The following is a 20,352-nucleotide window of genomic DNA, read 5'->3' as shown; positions in this document are numbered from 1 at the left end:
GGGGGAGCCATGCCAAGCGAAGTGGAGCAACTGCGGGAGGAAATCGCCGTTCTGCGCGCCGAGGCGGCGGCGCGCTCCCGGCGACGGGGCTTCGGGCTCACCGTCCGCAGGACCATCGCCGCTGTGCTCATCGCCCTGGTCGGCTTCTGCACGGTCGCCTCGGTGATCGGCGTCTGGGGCGCGCGGACCACCCTGAACACGGACCGCTGGGTCGCGACGGTCGGGCCGCTGCCGCAGGACCCTGAGGTGCACGCCGCGGTGACGAAGTTCCTCACCGACGAGGTCTACGGCAAGCTGAACGTCGAGGCGCGCCTGTCCGAGGCGCTGCCGCCCAAGGCGTCGTTCCTGGCCGTGCCGGTCAACGGAGCCGTACGGGACTTCGTGCGCGACAAGGTCTCCGAACTCCTCGGGACGGACAAGTTCCAGTCGCTGTGGGAGCGGACGAACCGCACCGCGCACGACCGCATCGTCGCCGTCCTGGAGGACCGGGCAGAGAACGTGTCGGTGGAAGGCACCACGGTGACGCTGAACCTGTTGCCGCTCATGAACGACGTCCTGAAGGCCGTCGAGGAGCAACTGCCCACGCTCTTCGGCAAGAAGCTCGACCTCCCGGAGATCGGCACGGGGGAGATCCCGCCGGGCCTGCACGACAGGATCGAGAACGCGCTCGGCGTGACGCTGCCCGCCGACTTCGGGCAGATCACCCTGTACGACCGGGACAAGCTCGGCCCGCTCCAGGACGCCGTGCTCCTCTTCAAGCGAGGCGTGGTCGGCCTGGTCATCGGCACCTTCGTACTGCTCGGCGCCGCGCTGTGGATCTCACCGAACCGCCGCCGCACGGTACTTCAGCTCGGCCTGTGGCTCGTCATCTCCGTGACGGTGCTGACCAGCGTGATCCGCGCGGTACGGGACCAGCTCCTCTCGGGGCTCCCGGAGGGCGTCTACCACGACGGTGTGCAGGCCGCCCTGTACACAGTGTTCGCCACCCTGCGCGAACGGGGCACCCAGCTGCTCTGGCTCGGCATCGTTCTCGCCGTCCTCGCCTATCTCGTCGGTCCGGGGCGCCTGCCCAAGGTACTGCGCCGGTACGCGGCCCAAGGGGCCAAGGCCACCGGACGGTTCACCTCTAGTACCACCCAACAGGTGGCGACCAGCGGCGGGTTGAGGACGTTGGCCCACCGGCACGTCGACGCGCTGCGCGTCGGGGGCGTCGTGGTGGCCGCCGTCCTGGCCCTGCTGTTCTCCTCGTGGACCGCCCTGCTCGTCCTGGCGGCGCTGCTCGGCGGATACGTCCTGCTCGTCACCCTCCTCGCGCGCTCGGCCGAGCCCGAGGAGACGGAGCAGGAAGAGACCGTCGAGAAGCCCGGCGTCCCCTCGGGAGCCCCGGGGTGACTCCAAGGGGGCGGCGCGGCGGGCTCGTCGTGGCGACGGCCGGGCTGCTCGCCGCGCGGGGCGTGTACGGCTGCATCGTCGTCCTGTCGATCCTGCTGGCCCTGGAGGACTACCCGCCGCCCGCGTTCGAGACCGCGCTGCTCCTCGCGGCCACGCTCACCGGCATCGTGGCAGCCGAGGCCTTCGCCTCGCTCATCGGGCAGGAAGTGGAGCGCGGCCGCCCGCCCACGCGGGCCGAGTGGCGGCGGACCGTCGCGGAGCGCTCCGCCGCGTTCACGGCGGTGGTCGCGCCCCTCCTCTTCTTCGTGCTCGCCGGTTTCGGACTCTTCGCCGAACGCCTGGCCTTCACGCTCTCCCGCTGGGTCACGCTGATCCTCCTGTTCGTGTTCTGCTGCGCGGCACGCGGACTCTCCGGGCGGTCGCGAACGAACGCCCTGCTGACCGGCACCGCCGCGGCCGCGGTCGGTGTCGTGCTCGCCAACTTCAAATCCCTGACCCACGGTTAGCGGCCCCGCGGATGTCACCCCCGGCAGGTGAGGCAGGGCGCGGGCCGAGGCGGAAAGCTGCGCTCCAGCAGGGCCGCGCACAGGCCGTGCGCAGGACGAGGCAGCGCAGGCAACCGGCAGGGAGGACGCCGAATGAACGCGCAGAGGAAGGCCCGCACGGAACAGCAGCGCACCGCGCTGACCGGCCAGGAAGGCGCGGCATGGCGGCGCTGGGGCCCGTACCTCAGTGAGCGGCAATGGGGCACGGTCCGCGAGGACTACAGCGACAACGGCGACGCCTGGTCCTACTTCCCGCACGACCACGCGCGCTCCCGCGCCTACCGCTGGGGCGAGGACGGCCTCGGCGGCATCAGCGACGACAAGCAGCGACTCTGCCTGGCCCTTGCCCTGTGGAACGGCCGCGACCCGATCCTCAAGGAGCGGGCGTACGGGCTCACCAACAGCGAGGGCAACCACGGGGAGGACGTCAAGGAGTACTACTTCTACCTCGACAGCACGCCCACCCACTCGTACATGCGCTACCAGTACAAGTACCCGCAGGGCGAGTTCCCGTACGACGATCTCCTCGCCACCAACGGCGCTCGCAGCCGTGCGGAGTTCGAGTACGAACTGCTCGACACCGGGATCTTCGACGACGACCGCTACTTCGACGTGACCGTCGAATACGCCAAGGCGGACCTCGACGACGTACTGATCCGGATCACCGCCGAGAACCGCGGCCCCGAAGACGCCCCGCTCCACCTGCTGCCGACGCTCTGGTTCCGCAACACCTGGTCCTGGGCGGACGGCGCGCCCAAACCCGAACTGACCGCCGTCGGGGGTGCCGAGGGCACGTCGGTCATCCGCGCGACGCACCCCGAACTCGGCGTCCACGAACTGCACGTCGAGGGTGACGTGCCCCTCCTGTTCACCGAGAACGAGACCAACCACGAGCGGCTCTTCGGCTCGGCCAACGCCTCGCCGTACGTCAAGGACGGCATCGGCCGCTGCGTCGTCGACGGCGAGAGCGGCGCCGTGAATCCCGAGCGGACGGGCACGAAGGCCGCCGCCCACTACACGCTCACCGTGCCCGCGGGCGGCTCGGCGTCCGTCCGCCTGCGGCTCGCGCCCGAGGGGGCGGACATCTCCCTGGGGCGTGGATTCGACTCCGTGCTGCGCGACCGTGTCAAGGAAGCCGACGACTTCTACGCCGCGCTGACCCCGCCCTCGCTCGGCGAGGACGAGGCACGGGTCCTGCGCCAGGCCCTCGCCGGGATGCTGTGGAGCAAGCAGTACTACTACTTCGACCTGGAGCAGTGGCTGGCCGAGCACGGCCTCGATCCATGGAGCCCCGAGGCGCACGGCGTCCGCAACCGCGAGTGGTTCCACATGATCAGCGACTCCATCGTGTCCATGCCGGACAAGTGGGAGTACCCCTGGTTCGCCGCCTGGGACCTGGCGTTCCACACCGTGGCGCTCGCCGTGGTCGACACGGGCTTCGCCAAGCAGCAGCTCGAACTGCTCCTCAACGACGCCTACTTGCACCCCAACGGCCAGATCCCGGCGTACGAGTGGAACTTCGGGGACGTCAACCCGCCCGTGCACGCCTGGGCCGCGCACTTCGTGAACATGATCGAGGAGCGCCTGACAGGCCACTCCGACCACGCCTTCCTGGCACGCACCTTCCAGAAGCTGCTCACCAACTTCACCTGGTGGGTCAACCGCAAGGACCCGAACGGCCGCAACGTCTTCCAGGGCGGCTTCCTCGGCCTCGACAACATCGGCGTCTTCGATCGCAGCGCCGCTCTGCCCACCGGTGGCCAGCTCGAACAGGCCGACGGCACGGCCTGGATGGCGCTCTACTGCCAGACCATGCTGCAGATCGCCGTCGAACTGGCCCAGGAGGATCCCGCGTACGAGGAACTCATCGTCAAGTTCGCCGAACACTTCCTGTGGATCTCCGCGTCCATGGACCGCATCGGCGAGCAGGGCGACGAACTCTGGGACGAGGAGGACGGATTCTTCTACGACGTGCTGCGCCTGCCCGACGGCTCGGCGACACGCCTCAAGGTCCGCTCCATGGTGGGCCTGCTGCCGCTGTGCGCGGCGACCGTGTTCCGGTCCGACCAGCTCAGCGGAATCCCCCACATCACCGAACGCCTGCGGGAGTTCGGGCGCCGGCACCCGTCCCTGAACACGACCCTCGCGGCGGCACAGGCGGGCAAGGCGGATGGTGCGCGGCTGCTGTCGGTCGTCGACGAGAAGAAGCTGATCCGGGTCCTCGGGCACCTCCTCGACGAGGAGGAGTTCCTCAGCCCGTACGGCATCAGGGCCCTCTCCCGCTACCACGCGGAGCACCCGTACAGCTTCTACGTGCACGGCGAGGAGCTGCGCGTCGGCTACCTCCCCGCGGAGTCGGACTCCGGCATGTTCGGCGGCAACTCCAACTGGCGGGGCCCCGTGTGGTTCCCGATGAACGCCCTCGTCATCCGCGCCCTGCTCAACCTCTACGCCTTCTACGGCGACGACTTCACCGTCGAATGCCCGACAGGATCCGGCACCCAGCTGAACCTCTTCGAGGTCGCCAAGGAGATCTCCGCCCGGCTCGGCCGCATCTTCCTGCGCGACGAGGACGGGCGCCGCCCGGTCTACGGGGGCCAGGAGAAGTTCCAGAGCGACCCGCACTGGCGGGACCTGATCGCCTTCCACGAGTACTTCCACGGCGACAACGGCGCTGGCATCGGCGCCGCCCACCAGACCGGCTGGACCGGCCTGGTCGCCACCCTGATGGTTGTCTTCGGGCGCCTGTCGGCCGAGGACATTCTCTCTCGACCCGGAGGGCGGGCATCATGAGCGCGCTGCCGCCGCAACCCGTGATCCACGAGGTCAACACCTGGGTGTGGCTCAAGGAGTTGGAGCGTCGTACCGGCCGTCCCGTCGGTCTGGGCGATGTGTCGAAGGACGCCTGGGACGAGATCACCCCGCACGGCGTCGACGCCGTCTGGCTGATGGGCGTGTGGGAACGCAGCGCCGAAGGCCTGGGCATCGCCCTTGCCGACCCCTCACTCCGGGCCGCCTTCACCGGCGCGCTGCCGGACGTCGGCGAGGACGACATCGTCGGATCCCCGTACTGCATCCGCCGCTACGCCGTCGACGAGCGCATCGGCGGCCCCGACGGGCTCGCCGTGGCGAGGGCGGAACTGGACCGGCGCGGCATCGGGCTCCTCCTCGACTACGTGCCCAACCACGTGGCACCGGACAGCCCTTGGCTCACCGAGCACCCCGACTACTTCGTGCGGGGCACCCGGGACGACCTGGAGCGCGATCCGGCCGCGTACTACGAAACCGGCGGCACCGTGTACGCGCGCGGCCGTGACCCCTTCTTCGCGCCCTGGCCCGACGTCGTCCAACTCAACGCGTACAGCGACTCGTTGCGCGAAGGGACCACCGACGTGCTGCGGCGCATCGGCGGCATCTGCGACGGGGTCCGCTGCGACATGGCGATGCTGATGATGAACGACGTCTTCGGCAGGACCTGGGGCGAGCGGGCCGGACCGGTCCCGACGCGGGACTTCTGGCCGACGGTCCTCACCGCCGTACGCGAGCAGCGGCCCGGCATGACCTTCGTCGCCGAGGCCTACTGGGACCTCGAATGGCAGCTCAAGGAGCAGGGCTTCGACTTCTGCTACGACAAGCGTCTCTACGACCGGATCGTCCATGAGAGCCCGGAGTCGGTGCGAGGCCACCTCCAGGCGGACATCGACTACCAGCGCCACCTCGTCCGCTTCCTGGAGAACCACGACGAACCACGCGCCGCCCAGACCCTCGGCCCCGCCAAGGAACGGGCCGCGGCCACACTGATCGCCACCCTGCCCGGCGCCACGCTGTGGCACGAGGGCCAGTTCACCGGGCGCCGCACCCACCTGCCCGTCTTCCTGACGCGTCGTCCCGACGAGACGCCGGACGACCCGCAGCGGGTCTTCCACGAGCAGCTCCTCGCGCGCGTGCACAAGAGCCGTATGCGTACGGGCGACTGGCGACTCCTGAGCTGCGACGGCTGGCCCGACAACCCCACCCACCGGTCGTTGCTCGCGTGGTGCTGGTCGGGCGAGGCGGGCCGGCACGTGATCGTGGTCAACCTGTCCGACCAGCGTGCGCAGGCCAGGATCCGGCTGCCATGGACGGAACTGTCCGGTGCTGTCTGGCAGTTGAGCGACCTGGCGGACGGGGCGCGGTACGAGCGCGAAGGCGACGAACTGCTCGCCCCCGGCCTCTACGTCGATCTCGACGCATGGGGGAGCCATGTCTTCTCGGTCGAGGCGGGCCGTGGTTGAGCGGGGTGGTGCCCCTCGCTCGACGAGGTGGCTCGCGCGCGCGTCACTGGCAGGCGCCGCGGCGGCCGTGGTGGTGCCTGTCGCGTTCGCGGGACTACGGACCTTCGGGCTGTTGCTCGTCGGACTCATCGGAACGGCGGTCACGGCCGCGGCGGTCTGGTGGATCCTCACCCGCCGAGGTGTGCTGCGCGTCCTGTCCGTGGCCCTCGCGCTCGCCGCCCCGGCCTGGGTCCTCCTGGCGTACACCCGGGCCCATCTGACGTGGGTCGTGGCGGTGTCGGGCGCGCTGTGGCTGGTCGCGGCCGGCACCGGCCGCGCCGCCCTGATGCGGCGGGCGGCTTCCGCTGCCACGGCCTCGTCGCGCGAGTCGGCCCCGATGGCGGAGCATCCGGCGTCCGAGGTCCGGCACCCTTTCCTGATCATGAATCCACGCTCGGGCGGCGGCAAGGTCAACCGGTTCGCCCTGCGCGAGAAGGCCGAGGCCCTGGGCGCCGAGGTACTGCTCCTTGAGGGGCCCGTCGAGATCGACGTGGCCGACGCGGCCCGCAAAGCCGCGGCGGAGGGCGCCGACCTGCTCGGGGTCGCCGGTGGCGACGGCACCCAGGCGCTGGTCGCCGACGTGGCCGCCTCGCTCGGTCTCCCCTTCCTGGTGATCCCGGCGGGTACCCGCAACCACTTCGCGCTCGACCTGGGCCTCGACCGCGACGACCCGGCCAAGGCGCTGGACGCGCTGCGCGACGGCGTGGAGCTCCGCGTCGACCTCGGCCGCGCGGCCGGCAGGCCGTTCGTCAACAACGTGTCGTTCGGGGCCTACGCCGAGGTCGTGCAGAGCCCCGCCTACCGCGACGGCAAGACGCGCACCACCCTGGAACTGCTTCCCGATCTGCTGCAGGGCCACGAAGGCGCATGTCTCACCGCCCGAGCCGGGGCGCACACGTTCTCCGCGCCGCAGGCCCTGCTGGTGAGCAACAACCCGTACGGCACCGGCGACTTCGCGGGCCTGGGGCGCCGTGCGCGACTGGACAGCGGTGAGCTGGGCTGCGTCGGAGTGAGCGTCTCCAGCGCCGCGCAGGCCGCGGGGCTGCTGCGGGGCCGACGGTCCACCGGTACGACGCGGGCGACCGCGACGGACGTCGTCGTCGAGGCCGACCGGGAGTGGATTCCCGTCGGCCTCGACGGTGAGGCTCTGCGGCTGCGCGTCCCCGTGCGCTGCGAGGTACGGCCGCTGGCTCTACGGGTGCTCGTGCCCCGGAGCCGCCCGGGCGTGCGCCGGGCCCGTCCACCGCTCGACTGGCGGCTGCTCGGCCGACTCGCCTACAGAGGCGCCCCGTAGACCTTGTGGGCCTCTCGGTGCCCGTACACCGCCAGGGACCAGATCACCAGGACGTCGAGGAAGATGAGGATCGCGGACCACGCCAGGTGGTACGGGGTGAAGATGAAGTTCTCCAGCGCACTGAGCCCCGCGACGGCGATGCCGACCACGCGCGCCCAGGTGCGGCCGCTGAAGATGAGGAACGCCGCCACCAGGACGACGGCGCCGGAGACCATCTGGATCCAGCCCCGCCAGGCGACGTCCAAGTCGTAGGTGTAGTCGTCCTGTTGGCGGGCGAAGTTGTGGTCGAGGACCGTGGCAAGGCCCGCGATCATGTGGAACAGGCCGATGATGGCCAGGATGCACACGGCGAACACCACACCGCCGATGGTGATCAGGTGGACGCGGGGCTCGGGCTCCGGTGCGCCGGAGCCGGTCCGACGTGAGCTCGGGGGGAACTGTCCGGTGGGAGTCTTTCCGGTGGGAGTCTGCTCAGCCATGTGTGGGCCTCCTGTTCTCTGGGCTCAGAGCATCCCGTCCGGTCTGTCCGCGCGGCTCACCCCCAGAGGATGAGCTTCCTTCGGTCACCGCGGACCGGGCGTCCACTCCGCGTCCGTGCCGGTCTCCTCGCGGAACGCCGCGACGGCCGCTTCGACGGTGGGGAAGAAGTGGCCCGGGTCGATGGTGCGGGTCAGCTCGTAGCGTTCGACCTTGCGCCGCACCGGATCCTTGAGCTCGGCGAACACCAGGTTGATGCCGAGCTCGTTGAGCGTCCGGTCCAGGTCCTCCAGCACGTCGGCGGCAGTGGTGTCCACGTCGGTCACGGGCTCGGCTGCGATCAGGATCCAGCGGGGTGGCGGCTCACCGCGGGCAAGGCGCAGCACCTCGCCCCGGAAGGACTTGGCGTTGGCGAAGAACAGCGGGGCGTCGAAGCGGTGGATCACCAGGCCGGGCAGCTGCTCGGCGTCCGGGTAGGAGCGGATGTCGTGATAGCCCTCCACGCCCGGCACCCGTCCGAGGACCGCGTTGTACGGCCACCACGCCCGCCGGAAGACGTTGAGGATGGAGAGACCGACCGCGACCGCGATCCCGGCCAGCACGCCGAGCAGGGCCACGCCGAGAAAGGCCGCGATGCACAGCAGGAACTCCGCCTTGCGCTGCTGCCACAGCCGCCTGGTCCCCGCGCCGTCGGCGAGCGACAGCGACGCCGTGATGACCACGGCGGCGAGCGCGGGCTGCGGCAGGCTGCGGAAGAGACCAGGGACCAGTACCAGCATGAGAACGATCAGCAACGCCCCCACGATCCCCGTCAGTTGAGTCCTGGCGCCCGCACGCTCGGCCACCGCCGTCCGTGACCCGCTCGTACTGACGGGGAAGCCCTGGAAAAGCCCGGCCGCCAGGTTCGCCGAGCCGATCGCGACCATCTCCTCGCTGCCGCGCACCTCCTGGCCCGAACGGGCCGCGAACGCCGAGGCGTTGGAGATCGTGTCGGCGAGCGACACCAGAGCGATGCCGAGCGCCCCGACCGACAGCGGGGCGAGGTCGTCGAAACGGATGTCGGGCATCGTCAACGGCGGCAGGCCCTGCGGCAGTTCGCCCACGAGGCGTACGCCGTGGTCGTCCAGGTCGAAGAGCGCCGACGCGCCCATCGCCAGGAGCACCATCACGAGCACGGCCGGGATCTTCGGCAGCCAGCGCTGCAGCACCAGGACCAGCACGATTCCGAGGGAGCCGACGGTCACGGCCGCGGGCACCGTCTTCCCGTCGGCCACACCGCTCGCGAAGTCGGCCACTTCACCGATCAGCCCGTCGGCGTCCGTGCTGAAGCCGAACAGCTTCGGCAACTGGCCGATCAAGATGGTCAGGGCCAGGCCGTTCATGTAACCGATCATGGTGGGCTTGGAGATCAGATCGGCGATGAAGCCAAGTTTCGCCACTCCGGCCAGGAGCGTGATCGCCCCGACCATCAGCGCGAGTACGGAGGCGAGCGCGACCGCCCGTTCGGGGTCCCCGTCGGCGGCGATCAGGGGCAGGATCGTCGCCGCGATCATCGGGCCGAGCGAGGAGTCAGGACCGAGCACCAGGATCCGTGACGGACCGAAGACGGCGTAGGCCAGGAGGCACAGCACGGAGGTGTACAGGCCGGTGATCGGAGGCAGGCCCGCCAGTTCCGCGTACGCCATGCCCTGCGGCACCAGCAGAGTGGTGAGGACGACGCCCGCGACGACGTCCTTGACGAGCCACTCACGGCGGTAGTCCGAGAGCGTCCGCACGCCGGGCGGTGTGCCGCGCACGGTCACCACGCGCCGGTGGCCGACATCAGGCGGTCGCCGCGCGCGGGGTCGTCGAGCGGCGGTGTGGCGCGGTCATGGTGGCCATGGAAGGGCCTCCGTCTCCGGGGCTGGTGTGGTGACGCACATCTGCGTCCGAGGATCCTGCTCCTGGGCGGGGGCCCGAGTCGTCACCCTCAGGGGGTGACGACTCGGGCCCGGCGGCTCACGAGGATGAACGGCGTCCGGCCCACCCGTGTGCCGTGTGGCGGGGGCCGGTTCCATACGTCTTGACGACTACGAGCGGAGACGAGGTGATGACTGTGCCGCCCACGTCCACTGGAGCAAGCGGTTCAGGCCGTGCACCGAGCACGGCCCGGCAGGTGCTCGCACCGCTCGCCCTGGCGCAGTTCATCTGCAGCTTCGCCGGTTCCAACATGAACGTGATGATCAACGACATCAGCGAGGACCTCGACACCACCGTGCAAGGGGTGCAGATCGCGATCACCGTCTTCCTGCTCGTGATGGCGGCGCTGATGATTCCGGGAGGCAAACTGACCGACCGCTACGGCCGGAAGCGGTGTCTCATGGCGGGTCTCGCCGTGTACGGCGTCGGCGCCCTGCTCAGCGCCGCCGCGCCCGGTCTCGGCGTCCTCATCCTCGGCAACTCGATTCTGGAGGGCATCGGCACGGCCCTGCTGATCCCGCCCGTCTACATCCTCGCCACGCTGCTGTTCACCGAAGTCGTCTCCCGCGCCCGTGCGTTCGGGGCGATCATGGCCCTCGGCGGCATCGGCGCCGCTGCGGGCCCGCTGATCGGCGGACTCATCAGTTCGGCACTCAGCTGGCGTGCGGCCTTCGTCTTCCAGGCACTCGTGATCGTAGTGATCATCGTGCTCGCCCGACGGATCGAGGACCCGCTGCCCCCGGACCCGACGCGCGACTTCGACACCGGTGGAGCGGTCCTCTCGGCCGTCGGCCTCGTCTGCCTCGTCATGGGAATCCTCGCGGCCGACGACAACGCCTGGCTCATGGCCGCTCTGCTGCTGATCGGCGTGCTGATGCTGCTGTGGTTCTTCCGGTGGACGCGCGCCAAAGAGCGCTCCGGCGTGGAACCACTCCTTTCGACGAGCTTGTTCCGTGACCTGACGTCCAACCTCGGCCTGGTCACCCAGCACACCCAATGGCTGGTGCTCATGGGGGTGTCTTTCGTGGTGTCCGCCTACCTGCAGGTGGTGCGCGGGTACGACGCGATCCGCACCGGGGCGATCTTCACGGCGGCCACGGCCGGTCTCCTCGTGGCGTCGCTCGGCGCCGAACGCCTCGCGAAGCGTTATGCGCAGCGGTCCCTCATCATGGTGGGCTTCGCGCTCACCGTCGGCGGAATCGGCGTCCTCCTCGGCCTGGCGAGCGGTTCGCCGAGCCCCTGGGCCCTGGTGCCCGGTCTGCTCCTGGTCGGTCTGGGACTCGGTGTCATGCTGACCCCTTCGGTCAATGTGGTGCAGTCGAGCTTCCCCGAGGAGCAGCAGAGCGAGATCTCAGGTCTTTCTCGCAGCGTGTCCAACCTTGGTTCCGCGCTCGGCACGGCGGTCGCCGGCACCGTCATCGTCGCCGACCCGGCCGTCGGCGCGTATGCCGCCGCCCTGATCGTCCTTGGCGTCATCGGACTCGGCGGGTTCGTCGCGGCGGCGATGCTTCCCCGGGAGACGGGGTCCCGATGAGGGTGGGCCGTGGCGACTGCTGAGGTGCGTCAGGGCCGGGGAGTCGGCATCCCGGGCATCGGCTGGTAGGAGCGTGGACGCTCAGGGCGTGCAGCCGACGGTCGCCTCGGCGCGGAACACGTGGCCGAAGTGGGGATCGTTGAAGCTCTCGAACACGAGGGGCTCGCCGGCGAGCGTGCAGGTGTAGAGCTGCTCGGCGCCGGCCGACGCCTCCGCGTCCCAGACGGCACTCTGAATCGCCACAGCGGCTGTCGGCCCGCGGCCACCGCCCGTGAAGAACTTGGCCTGGGCGCTCGAGTCGGCCACAGCCAGGGGCGAGCCCACCACGAGGACGGACAGGACGACTCCTGCGACAGCCAGTTGGCCTCTGGTGCACGCCTTCATCGCCTTCATCCCTCTCACTGATCGCTCACCGAATCGGGTTACTTGACACACTACTGAACGAGGCCGTACTGAACGGCGTCCCGACTTCTTTACAGCGTCCCGACATCTTGGGGGCGTCATCCCTTGGCGTCGGGCAGGCGCGGCCTCCGAGGGATGACGCCCCGCCCGGCTCACCAGGTCTTGCCGGCCTGCTCCCGGATCGTGCGGTTGATCCGGTTGAAGAAGTTGGTCAGCGCGATCTCCAGGGTGATCGCGCCCAGTTGTTCCTGGGTGAAGTGGTCGGCGGCGGTGTCCCAGATGTCGTCGGTCACGCCCGGTGCGCCGTCCTGGATCCGGGTGGCGGCCTCGGTCAGGGCGAGAGCGGCCCGTTCCTGCTCGGTGTAGAAGGGTGTCTCGCGCCACGCGACCACGTTGTGCAGCCGCTCCTCTGTCTCACCGGCCTTCTTCGCCGGCTGGATCGTGGCGAATACGCAGGGGCTGCAGCCGTTGATCTGGCTGGCGCGCAGGTGGACCAGCGACAGCAGCCGCTGGTCGACGCCCCCGGCGTGAATCGCCTGGTAGAGGTGCTGGATTGCCGTGATCACATCGGGATTGGCCGGGCTTGTCATGCGTGCTTCCATCGGTCCTGCTCCTTCATCGGTTACCTGAGCCCGTGCGGGCCCGTCATCCCCATGACGGAGCAGTCCCGAGGAAGGTAACAACATGTCCGAGACAAGGCCGACGGACCCGATGGCCGAGGCGTTCCAGGCCCAGCGCGAGCGGCTGCGCGCGGTCGCCCACCGCATGCTCGGATCGCACGCGGATGCCGAGGACGTGGTCCAGGAGGCCTGGCTGCGGCTCTCCCGCCAGGACGCGGCGGCCATCCACAACCTGGCCGGCTGGCTGACCACGGTGGTCGGCCGGATCAGCCTCGATGTCCTGCGGTCGCGACAGGCCCGCCCGGAGGCCTCCTACGACGACGGCTCGTCCGAACTCGTGGTGACACTCGACGACGGTCCCGCCCCCGAGGACGACGCAGTGCTCGCTGACTCGGTCGGGCTCGCGCTCCTCGTCGTCCTGGAGTCGCTCCGGCCCAGCGAGCGACTGGCGTTCGTGCTGCACGACCTGTTCGCGGTGCCGTTCGACGAAATCGCCCAGATCCTCGGCAGGTCCACCGCCGCCACCAAGATGCTCGCCAGCCGCGCCCGCAGAAAGGTGCGGACGATCGAGCGACCGATCGACGTCGGACGGGAGCAGCGAGAGGTGGTCCAGGCCTTCCTGGCGGCGGCTCGCCGCGGCGACTTCGAGGAGTTGCTGCGGGTCCTCGACCCCGAGGTGAAACTGACCGTCGACACCCCGTCCGGCGTGGTCGTCACCCTCGGCGCCACCCAGGTCGCAACCGGCGCGCGACTGTCCGCCGACGCGGCCACTCACGGGCGGGCGGTGCTCGTCAACGGCCGTCCGGGGGTCATGTCCTGGCGCGAGGACGGTGCCCCGCTCTCGGTCCTCGCGTTCACCGTCGCCGACGGCCGGATCACCGGCATCACGGCCGTGATCGACCCGGCCAAGCTCACGCTGATGGACCTCCCGGATCCTGCGTGAGTCCCTGCTGCGCTTGTCAACCGGCACTTGATGGCCTGAAGACCAAACGCCGGACGGGCTCGACATCAACGAGCCCGTCCGGCGATTGGGGACGCCGAAGGCGACGAGCGGGTCCCGCGATTGGTCTTGAGGCCCTTGCGGGAGCTTCACGAGGGTGCGCGAGAGAAACCGCGACACGTGCCCCTAGAAGAAGCTCCGCTTCTGCGGCGCGAGTACGACACCAAGAGGTACTTGGTGTGCTGGCGGTACAGCGGCAGCACCCGGCCTGACCGGCACAATCGCTGGTAGCTGTGGCTCCCGGGGGGTTTCGGAGATGGTCCGGATCTTGGCGCGTGTGGCGCTGGGGAAGGCAGGCTTGGGGCGCAGAGGGGGAGCGGGGCCGGTCGGGCAAGCACGGGTCAGCGGAATCCCCCAAGCGTCCGCCGAGTGGTGACCGCTGCCTCGGCTGCCCGGGTGAGGCCTCGATTCCGACGGCTGAGTTGGTGCTGACCCGCGCCAACCTCCGCCACGGCCTGTCAGAGCAAGCCGACGGCCGACGGCGTCGACCTGGCCCTGATGCGGGAACACCCGCAGGGAAACCGTGCGGTGGTCATTGACGGCAGCGTGCCGCCAGGCGCGGCCACTCCCAGCGGGTTCTGGAGAAGCGCCCGGGAAGGATGCGACGGTCCCTTCCGTGCCGGTGAGGCCGAGACGGCCTGCCGACAGGAGAGACGAAACGCCATCCACGAAGCGGCAGACGTCGTAGGTAGCGCAGTCGCGCGCAGGAGAGCTAGGTGTTGCTCCACCCGGCTGTGCTGGAATACAAGTCCAGCAGGTCCACCACGAAGACAAGGGTCGAGCCCGCCGGGATCAACGGTGATGGCGACTGTTTGCCGTAGCCGAGACGCGGGGGAATGATGATCTCGCGGCGGCCGCCGACCCTCATCCCCTTCACCCCCCGGTCCCAGCCCTTGATGACTCTGCCACTGCCCAGGGCGAACTTGAACGGCTGGCCCCGGTCCCAGGAGGCATCGAACTCCTTCCCGGACTCGAAGGTCACCCCGACGTAGTGGACCCTGACCACCACGCCCGGCTTCGCCTCGGCCCCGTCCCCGACGACCAGGTCCCGGATGGCCAACTCGGTAGGCGCGTCGCCCTCCGGGACGTCGACCTCGGGCTTCGTCAGTTCACTCATTGCATCCTCATCGCTCTCCGCCGAATGCCCTCCGCACGGGCCGGCCGGACACATGGACACCCCATGCGGCAGATGGACACGCTACCGGGAATGCCGAATCCGCCTGGAGGCCACTTCCCATGCTGCTGGCAACGCCGCTCGGTGCCCCCGTCCCACGAGCGCCAAGCGAAGACGATTTCGTCCCCGCGTCACAGAACGCGGCCATGAGCTGTTGCAGAGTGCCGACGCTTCCGCCGAACTCGACGACGGCCAGACCTTCACCACCGATCCTCAGCTGTCCCGAGCACGCCTGGACTCCCTGCGCTCGCCCGCCGAGGCTCTGGTCGAAACAGACGTGATGCTTTGGTGTGCGGCTCACTTCACACACGACCCGGCGCGCTCACACGGCCACATACGTGGGCCGATCTCGCCCCGCAGAACTGGTGATCGTCTGTCGGGAAAGCTCTGGCTGGAGCTTGTACCGTAACTGCCAGGCAGTGGTGAGCGGCCTTGGAGCATGCGATCGAACCGGAACACGGCCCCAGGGCGTGGCGCCTGCGGGGTGAGCCGGGGTCTTGGTCCGTGACTGGTCCGGAACAGCTGGTCGGGAGCGGGATAACGGTGGGGGAACTGGGAGTTATCACGTAAATCGGTCCCTAGGCTGAGCGGGCCGAGCGGAAGGCGCCTGACGGGTAAAAGCCCGTGTCAGGCGCCTTTTCTCGTGTCCTTAGAAGAAGTCGAGTTTCTGCGGCGAGTACGACACCAAGAGGTTCTTCGTCTGCTGGTAGTGCTCCAGCATCATCTTGTGCGTCTCACGGCCGATGCCGGACTGCTTGTAGCCACCGAATGCCGCGTGCGCCGGATACGCGTGGTAGCAGTTCGTCCATACGCGGCCCGCCTGGATCGAACGGCCCGCGCGGTACGCGGTGTTGATGTCCCGCGTCCACACCCCGGCCCCCAGGCCGTACAGCGAGTCGTTGGCGATCTTGATGGCGTCGTCGAAGTCGTTGAACGACGTGACCGAGACGACCGGGCCGAAGATCTCCTCCTGGAAGATCCGCATCCGGTTGTCGCCCTCGAAGATGGTGGGCTGCACGTACCAGCCGCCCGCCAACTCACCGTCGTACTCGATGCGCTGTCCGCCCGTCAGGACCTTGGCGCCCTCCTGCTGACCGATGTCCAGGTACGAGAGGATCTTCTCCAACTGGTCGTTGGACGCCTGCGCGCCGATCATCGTGCCCGTGTCGAGCGGGTGCCCCGGCTTGATCGCCTCGGTCCTGGCGATCGCCGCCTCCAGGAACTCGCTGTAGTGACCGCGCTGGATCAGCGCCCGCGACGGACACGTACACACCTCACCCTGGTTGAGCGCGAACATGGTGAAGCCCTCGAGCGCCTTGTCGCGGAAGTCGTCGTCGGCGGCCCACACGTCGTCGAAGAAGATGTTCGGGCTCTTGCCGCCGAGCTCCAACGTCACCGGCTTGATGTTCTCCGAGGCGTACTGCATGATCAGCCGCCCCGTCGTCGTCTCCCCGGTGAAGGCGACCTTCGCGACACGCGGACTGGACGCGAGCGGCTTGCCCGCCTCCACGCCGAAGCCGTTGACGACGTTCACCACACCGGGCGGCAACAGGTCGCTGACCAGGCTCAGCCACACATGGATCGACGCCGGGGTCTGCTCGGCGGGCTTCAGGACGACCGTGTTCCCGGCGGCGAGGGCGGGCGCCAGCTTCCACGTCGCCATCAGGATCGGGAAGTTCCACGGAATGATCTGCGCCACCACGCCCAGCGGCTCGTGGAAGTGGTACGCGATGGTGTCGTCGTCGACCTCGCTGAGCGAGCCCTCCTGCGCGCGGATCACTCCCGCGAAGTAGCGGAAGTGGTCGATGGCCAGCGGAATGTCGGCGGCCAGCGTCTCCCGCACCGGCTTGCCGTTCTCCCAGCTCTCCGCCACCGCGAGGGCTTCGAGACCGGCCTCCATGCGGTCGGCGATCTGCCTCAGGATGGCCGCGCGCTCACCCACGGACGTACGCCCCCACGCGGGCGCCGCCGCGTGTGCCGCGTCCAGGGCGCGCTCCACGTCCTCGGCCGTGCCCCGGGCGATCTCGGTGAACGGCTGCCCGTTCACCGGGCTCGGGTTCTCGAAGTACTGCCCCCGCGCCGGCGCCACATACTCCCCGCCGATGAAGTGGTCGTACCGGGCCTCATAGGCGACGACTGCGCCCTCCGTACCGGGCGCTGCGTAACGGGCCATCTTGACTGCCTCCCCGGACACGCCGCCCGCCATTGGGCAGCTCTCCGCCGGAGGTTAGAGACACGGAGGTTGCAAGTACGTTGCGCGCCACCGATGAGACACCACGGTGCGAACGTGTGCCGAGGGCGCTGGCGCTACCCCTGTGCCCAGGGGCGATGCCCTCGCTCGCGGGGCCTGGGGGTGTGGGCGTTGCCCGGGACCTCAGGTTGAGGGCACGGCTAGGGGCGACGGCAGGTGGTGTCCGCCGCGTCGGCCGTCAGCTCGCTGTCGAGGGACCGCAGCCTCGCCACCACGGGCGCCGTCGGCCGCACCGCCGCCAGCGCCCGCCACGCCTCCGCGTCGTCCTCGCCCCACGGCGCGTGCACCCAGTCCGACAGGAGGTCGGGGTCCCCGCGCGCGATGAGCACCGCCCGCACCTGGTCGGCCAGCCGCCGCCGCAACCGCACCACGGCCGGCGCCTGCGACCCCGGCAGCAGCGGCCCCGCGTACCCGGACACAGCCGCCGTCACCGCCCCGCACCCCAGCCGCCGCTCCACCACATCCACATCCGACGTGACCCGCACCGCCAGGCGGTACGGCCGCGACCGCAACAGCTCGGGCCCGAGCACCTGCCGCAGCCGCGCCAGCTCCGCCCGCAACGTCACCGGCGTCACCGACTCGTCCTCGTACAGCGCGCACAGCAACTCATCACCCGTCAGCCCCTCCGGATGCCGGGCGAGCAGCACCACGATCTCGCTGTGCCGCCGACTCAGCCGCACCTTGCGGCCGCTCGCGACCAGCAGCGCCTCATCCCGCCCGAGCGCCCTCAGCTCCAGCGTGCCGTCTGCCTCCACCGGCGGGGCCAACAGCGCCAGTTGGGACTCCGCCGCCCGCGCCACGGCCTGCACGAACGCCAGGCTGTGCGGGTGCGCCAGGCCGTCGCCACCGGTGATGTCGACGGCCCCGAGCAGTCGGCCGGAGCGGGGGTCGTGCACGGGGGCGGCCGCACATGTCCACGGCTGAACCCTGCGCACGAAATGCTCCGCCGCGAACACCTGCACCGGCCGGCCCACGGCGACCGCCGTCCCCGGCGCGTTCGTCCCCATCGCCGACTCCGCCCACCGCGCGCCCGGGACGAAGTTCATCCGCCCCGCCCGCAGTCGGGTGGCGGGGTGCCCCTCGACCCACAGCAGCCTGCCGTGCGCGTCGCACACCGCCAGCAGATGCTCCCCGTCCTTGGCGAAGCCGCCCATCAACTCGCGGAACACCGGCATCACCCGGGACAGCGGATGCTCCGCCCGATACGCCCCCAGGTCCCCGGCCGTCATCTCGACCGACGCCCCGGTGTCCTCCGGGCTGACCCGCGCCCGCACCGAGCGGCGCCAGGACTCGGCCACCACGGAGCGCACGGGGCGTGTGACGGTGCCCGCCGCCGTGAACCGCTCATGTGCGCTCCGCATCGTCCGGACCCGCTCGGCCGGGTCGGTGCCGAACTCCAGAGCTACCCATGGATCGGTCAACTCGGTCCTCCCGGGGCGGCGATGCGGTGCTGCCATCGTCACCCCGGGAACTCAAGCCGACAAGCGTCCGTGCACTGACGTCGGCTGATCCTCGACCACTCTGTGACGGGTCCCCGGCCGGGTCCCGTGCTGGTCCTCTGCTGTCGTCGGCCGCTGCGCGGTCGGGCTGCCGGTGGCGCGATCAGGCGAAGTTCACCAGGCGTATGTAGCGCGACCAGTCCCAGTACTTGCCGGGGTCGGTGTGATCCGTGCCCGGAACCTCGACGTGGCCGATGATGTGCTCACGGTCCCTCGGGATGCCGTACTTCTTGCAGATCGACGCGGTCAGGGCTGCGGACTGTTCGTACATCTCGTCGGTGAAGTACTCCGGCTGGTCCACCCACCCTTCGTGCTCGATGCCGATGCTGCGTGTGTTGTAGCTCCAGTTTCCGGCGTGCCAGGCGACGTTGCGTTCGCGGACGCACTGCGCGATGTGCCCGTCCGCCGAGCGGACGACATAGTGAGCGGAGACCTTCTTCGCCGGGTTCTTGAAGATGGCGAGTGTGTCGGCATAGGTCTCCTGCGTGACGTGGATGATCACGTAGTCGACTGGATAGGTCGTGGGACGGTTGGCGGCGGTGTAGTTGGAGGTGCTGGCCGGCACTGACTCGGCCAGGGGGTAGTCGACGGCTCGTGCTTGTGCGGTGGCCGGACGGGCCGTCAGGAGTGCGGAGGGGATGGCGGCGAGAGCGGCACCCTGCAGGATCCGGCGCCTGCCCGGGCCGGGTGTCCGTGCTGGTGTTTCGTCCTGTGGCGTGTCCTTCGCTTGGTCTTTTGCTCGATCCATGGCTGTTCTGCCTCTCGGTGGGGGGAGCAGCTGGACGGCACGGTTCCTCGGTGGAGGGCGGTGGCGCGCGGGGCCGTGGTGGGGGGATTGGGGAGAGGGGCGGGGTGCAGCGCATGCACAGTGTGAGTGGGGAATGGGTGGGCGTCCAGGGAGAGGTAGGCGAAATTCCTGCCCCCTCCTCGGCTGCATGTGCTGGGTTTCGCGTAGGTCTTGAGTTGTTCGTCTGGGCCCTTTCCTGAGTCGTTTGTGCGCGGTCCGGGTTCGTTTGTCCGAGCCGTCCCCGCATGAACTCATGTGGTGATCCGGTGGGTTCGCCTTCGTCCGTGCGGCCGCGCTCCCCTCCCGTCATCGGCGGGCTGGTGACGTCACGTGAATTACGTTACGGGCCTGGTCGGTTGAGGTGGAAGAGCCGGAGCCACATCTGTGCACGGCACGGCGAGTGTGGATAAGTCGGCCACTCGTGTGGGGGATACGCCGGAATCATTGGCGGCGGCGAGCGGAACCCCGCATTCACCCACGGCGGTCGCAGCGGACGGGTCGCCCTGTCGGCGGAGCGGAACTGAAGGCGCGTACGCAGTCCTGCCATTGGGCTAAACCGGTGGCATTCACGTGAGCTCGAAAGGAATTCCCCGGCGAGTGTCGATGGGGTTGGTTCTCGTTTGAGGTAGGGGTGAGGGCGCAAACTCGGCGGGACTGCGGGACTGCGGGACTGCGGGACTGCGGCACGGCGGCACGAAGAGGTGAGGGAGGGAGAGTGCCGTCCGCATCGGACGACAAAACGCCCCGCCCCGCTGGGCAATCCCGAGGGCAGTGCCGGACAGGCTCTGTAGCTACGGCTGTAACGGTGTGACGCAGCTCGACTTGCGACGCGGGAAGTAACCGCGGCTGTCGGCGGTTTGCCCGGCCCGCTGCGAGTGCACCGTCTGTTCGCAGGGGGAACCTCATCGGGTCAAAGCGGTAGATGCGAGGCAGGCGGTGTGCGGCTGCGGGCGCATCCGGATGCGGATGGGCGGGGGCGTGACGGTGCATGAGACTTCGCAGAAGCTGACATCCGGCGCCGATCCGGCTGTGCACCGTCACTGAGGTTTCCGCAACGTTCAAGGTCGCCAGGCGTTGTTGAGGGCAAGGGCGGCCTGGGCGATGG

The 20,352-nt window shown here is 69.6% G+C and carries 15 protein-coding genes; 7 read left to right on the top strand and 8 right to left on the bottom strand.

The window, feature by feature from the left end; translation table 11 throughout:
* Positions 1-9 precede the first annotated feature (9 nt).
* The 5 genes from IE274_RS30460 (at position 10) to IE274_RS30440 (ending at position 7,544) form a co-directional block, all read left to right on the top strand.
* Positions 10-1,392 (top strand): hypothetical protein, encoded by a 1,383-nt coding sequence (locus IE274_RS30460; protein ID WP_190119153.1) that lies wholly within the window; start codon positions 10-12, stop codon positions 1,390-1,392.
* Positions 1,389-1,898, top strand: coding sequence for a hypothetical protein (locus tag IE274_RS30455; protein WP_190119152.1), 510 nt, complete (start codon positions 1,389-1,391; stop codon positions 1,896-1,898). Before IE274_RS30460 ends, IE274_RS30455 begins: the two co-directional genes overlap by 4 nt.
* A gap of 132 nt (positions 1,899-2,030) precedes the next feature.
* Complete coding sequence (locus tag IE274_RS30450) at positions 2,031-4,730, top strand: MGH1-like glycoside hydrolase domain-containing protein (RefSeq protein WP_229909909.1); 2,700 nt, start codon at positions 2,031-2,033, stop codon at positions 4,728-4,730.
* A complete protein-coding gene (locus tag IE274_RS30445; RefSeq protein ID WP_190119151.1) occupies positions 4,727-6,211 on the top strand; it encodes an alpha-amylase family protein in 1,485 nt (494 codons plus the stop codon). The genes IE274_RS30450 and IE274_RS30445 overlap by 4 nt, the downstream gene beginning before the upstream one ends.
* Positions 6,180-7,544: a diacylglycerol/lipid kinase family protein gene (locus IE274_RS30440; RefSeq protein ID WP_190119150.1), complete on the top strand. Its 1,365-nt coding sequence runs from the start codon at positions 6,180-6,182 to the stop codon at positions 7,542-7,544. The genes IE274_RS30445 and IE274_RS30440 overlap by 32 nt, the downstream gene beginning before the upstream one ends.
* On the opposite strand, the gene IE274_RS30435 is transcribed toward IE274_RS30440, so the two are convergent.
* A complete protein-coding gene (locus tag IE274_RS30435; protein ID WP_190119149.1) occupies positions 7,526-8,023 on the bottom strand; it encodes a DUF7144 family membrane protein in 498 nt (165 codons plus the stop codon). The two genes, IE274_RS30440 and IE274_RS30435, sit on opposite strands and share 19 nt — an antisense overlap.
* Before the next feature lie 84 nt (positions 8,024-8,107).
* Entirely contained in the window at positions 8,108-9,796 is a 1,689-nt protein-coding gene (locus tag IE274_RS30430) for a SulP family inorganic anion transporter (RefSeq protein ID WP_229909908.1), read from the bottom strand.
* Between the two features lie 314 nt (positions 9,797-10,110).
* Between IE274_RS30430 and IE274_RS30425 the strand changes: the two genes are divergently transcribed.
* On the top strand, positions 10,111-11,514 hold the full coding sequence (locus tag IE274_RS30425) for an MFS transporter (RefSeq protein WP_190119147.1): 1,404 nt from the start codon (positions 10,111-10,113) through the stop codon (positions 11,512-11,514).
* 81 nt (positions 11,515-11,595) lie between these two features.
* On the opposite strand, the gene IE274_RS30420 is transcribed toward IE274_RS30425, so the two are convergent.
* Together IE274_RS30420 and IE274_RS30415 are read right to left on the bottom strand one after the other, a co-directional pair.
* The gene (locus IE274_RS30420) at positions 11,596-11,898 is read right to left on the bottom strand and encodes a hypothetical protein (RefSeq protein ID WP_190119146.1); all 303 of its coding nucleotides are present in this window, start codon (positions 11,896-11,898) and stop codon (positions 11,596-11,598) included.
* Between the two features lie 170 nt (positions 11,899-12,068).
* Complete coding sequence (locus tag IE274_RS30415; protein WP_190119145.1) at positions 12,069-12,518, bottom strand: carboxymuconolactone decarboxylase family protein; 450 nt, start codon at positions 12,516-12,518, stop codon at positions 12,069-12,071.
* Between the two features lie 82 nt (positions 12,519-12,600).
* On the opposite strand from IE274_RS30415, the gene IE274_RS30410 reads away from it, so the two are divergent.
* Positions 12,601-13,479 carry a sigma-70 family RNA polymerase sigma factor gene (locus IE274_RS30410; protein ID WP_190119144.1) on the top strand — a complete coding sequence of 293 codons (879 nt, stop codon included), beginning with the start codon at positions 12,601-12,603 and terminating at the stop codon, positions 13,477-13,479.
* A gap of 769 nt (positions 13,480-14,248) precedes the next feature.
* On the opposite strand, the gene IE274_RS30405 is transcribed toward IE274_RS30410, so the two are convergent.
* The 4 genes from IE274_RS30405 to IE274_RS30390 all read right to left on the bottom strand — a co-directional run bounded on the left by IE274_RS30405 (position 14,249) and on the right by IE274_RS30390 (position 19,208).
* Positions 14,249-14,653: an FKBP-type peptidyl-prolyl cis-trans isomerase gene (locus IE274_RS30405; protein WP_190119143.1), complete on the bottom strand. Its 405-nt coding sequence runs from the start codon at positions 14,651-14,653 to the stop codon at positions 14,249-14,251.
* A 706-nt stretch (positions 14,654-15,359) separates the two neighbouring features.
* Positions 15,360-16,883 carry an acetaldehyde dehydrogenase ExaC gene (gene exaC, locus IE274_RS30400; RefSeq protein WP_190119142.1) on the bottom strand — a complete coding sequence of 508 codons (1,524 nt, stop codon included), beginning with the start codon at positions 16,881-16,883 and terminating at the stop codon, positions 15,360-15,362.
* 218 nt (positions 16,884-17,101) lie between these two features.
* A complete protein-coding gene (locus tag IE274_RS30395) occupies positions 17,102-18,382 on the bottom strand; it encodes a GAF domain-containing protein (protein ID WP_190119141.1) in 1,281 nt (426 codons plus the stop codon).
* 181 nt (positions 18,383-18,563) lie between these two features.
* Positions 18,564-19,208, bottom strand: coding sequence for an N-acetylmuramoyl-L-alanine amidase (locus IE274_RS30390; protein ID WP_190119140.1), 645 nt, complete (start codon positions 19,206-19,208; stop codon positions 18,564-18,566).
* Positions 19,209-20,352 lie beyond the last annotated feature (1,144 nt).

The organism is Streptomyces flavofungini (genome assembly GCF_014650815.1).
Lineage (GTDB): Bacteria > Actinomycetota > Actinomycetes > Streptomycetales > Streptomycetaceae > Streptomyces > Streptomyces flavofungini.
The sequence above is the reverse complement of the archived record's forward strand: the minus strand, read 5'-3'. Positions and strand labels throughout refer to the sequence as shown.

Bases quoted from the DNA above. Each gene is read 5' to 3' on its own strand.
- IE274_RS30460 (WP_190119153.1), top strand. From the start codon at position 10: ATGCCAAGCGAAGTGGAGCAACTGCGGGAGGAAATCGCCGTTCTGCGC.
- IE274_RS30450 (WP_229909909.1), top strand. From the start codon at position 2,031: ATGAACGCGCAGAGGAAGGCCCGCACGGAACAGCAGCGCACCGCGCTG.
- IE274_RS30445 (WP_190119151.1), top strand. From the start codon at position 4,727: ATGAGCGCGCTGCCGCCGCAACCCGTGATCCACGAGGTCAACACCTGG.
- IE274_RS30440 (WP_190119150.1), top strand. From the start codon at position 6,180: ATGTCTTCTCGGTCGAGGCGGGCCGTGGTTGAGCGGGGTGGTGCCCCT.
- IE274_RS30435 (WP_190119149.1), bottom strand. From the start codon at position 8,023: ATGGCTGAGCAGACTCCCACCGGAAAGACTCCCACCGGACAGTTCCCC.
- IE274_RS30425 (WP_190119147.1), top strand. From the start codon at position 10,111: ATGACTGTGCCGCCCACGTCCACTGGAGCAAGCGGTTCAGGCCGTGCA.
- IE274_RS30420 (WP_190119146.1), bottom strand. From the start codon at position 11,898: ATGAAGGCGTGCACCAGAGGCCAACTGGCTGTCGCAGGAGTCGTCCTG.
- IE274_RS30415 (WP_190119145.1), bottom strand. From the start codon at position 12,518: ATGGAAGCACGCATGACAAGCCCGGCCAATCCCGATGTGATCACGGCA.
- IE274_RS30410 (WP_190119144.1), top strand. From the start codon at position 12,601: ATGTCCGAGACAAGGCCGACGGACCCGATGGCCGAGGCGTTCCAGGCC.
- IE274_RS30405 (WP_190119143.1), bottom strand. From the start codon at position 14,653: ATGAGTGAACTGACGAAGCCCGAGGTCGACGTCCCGGAGGGCGACGCG.
- exaC (WP_190119142.1), bottom strand. From the start codon at position 16,883: ATGGCCCGTTACGCAGCGCCCGGTACGGAGGGCGCAGTCGTCGCCTAT.
- IE274_RS30390 (WP_190119140.1), bottom strand. From the start codon at position 19,208: ATGGATCGAGCAAAAGACCAAGCGAAGGACACGCCACAGGACGAAACA.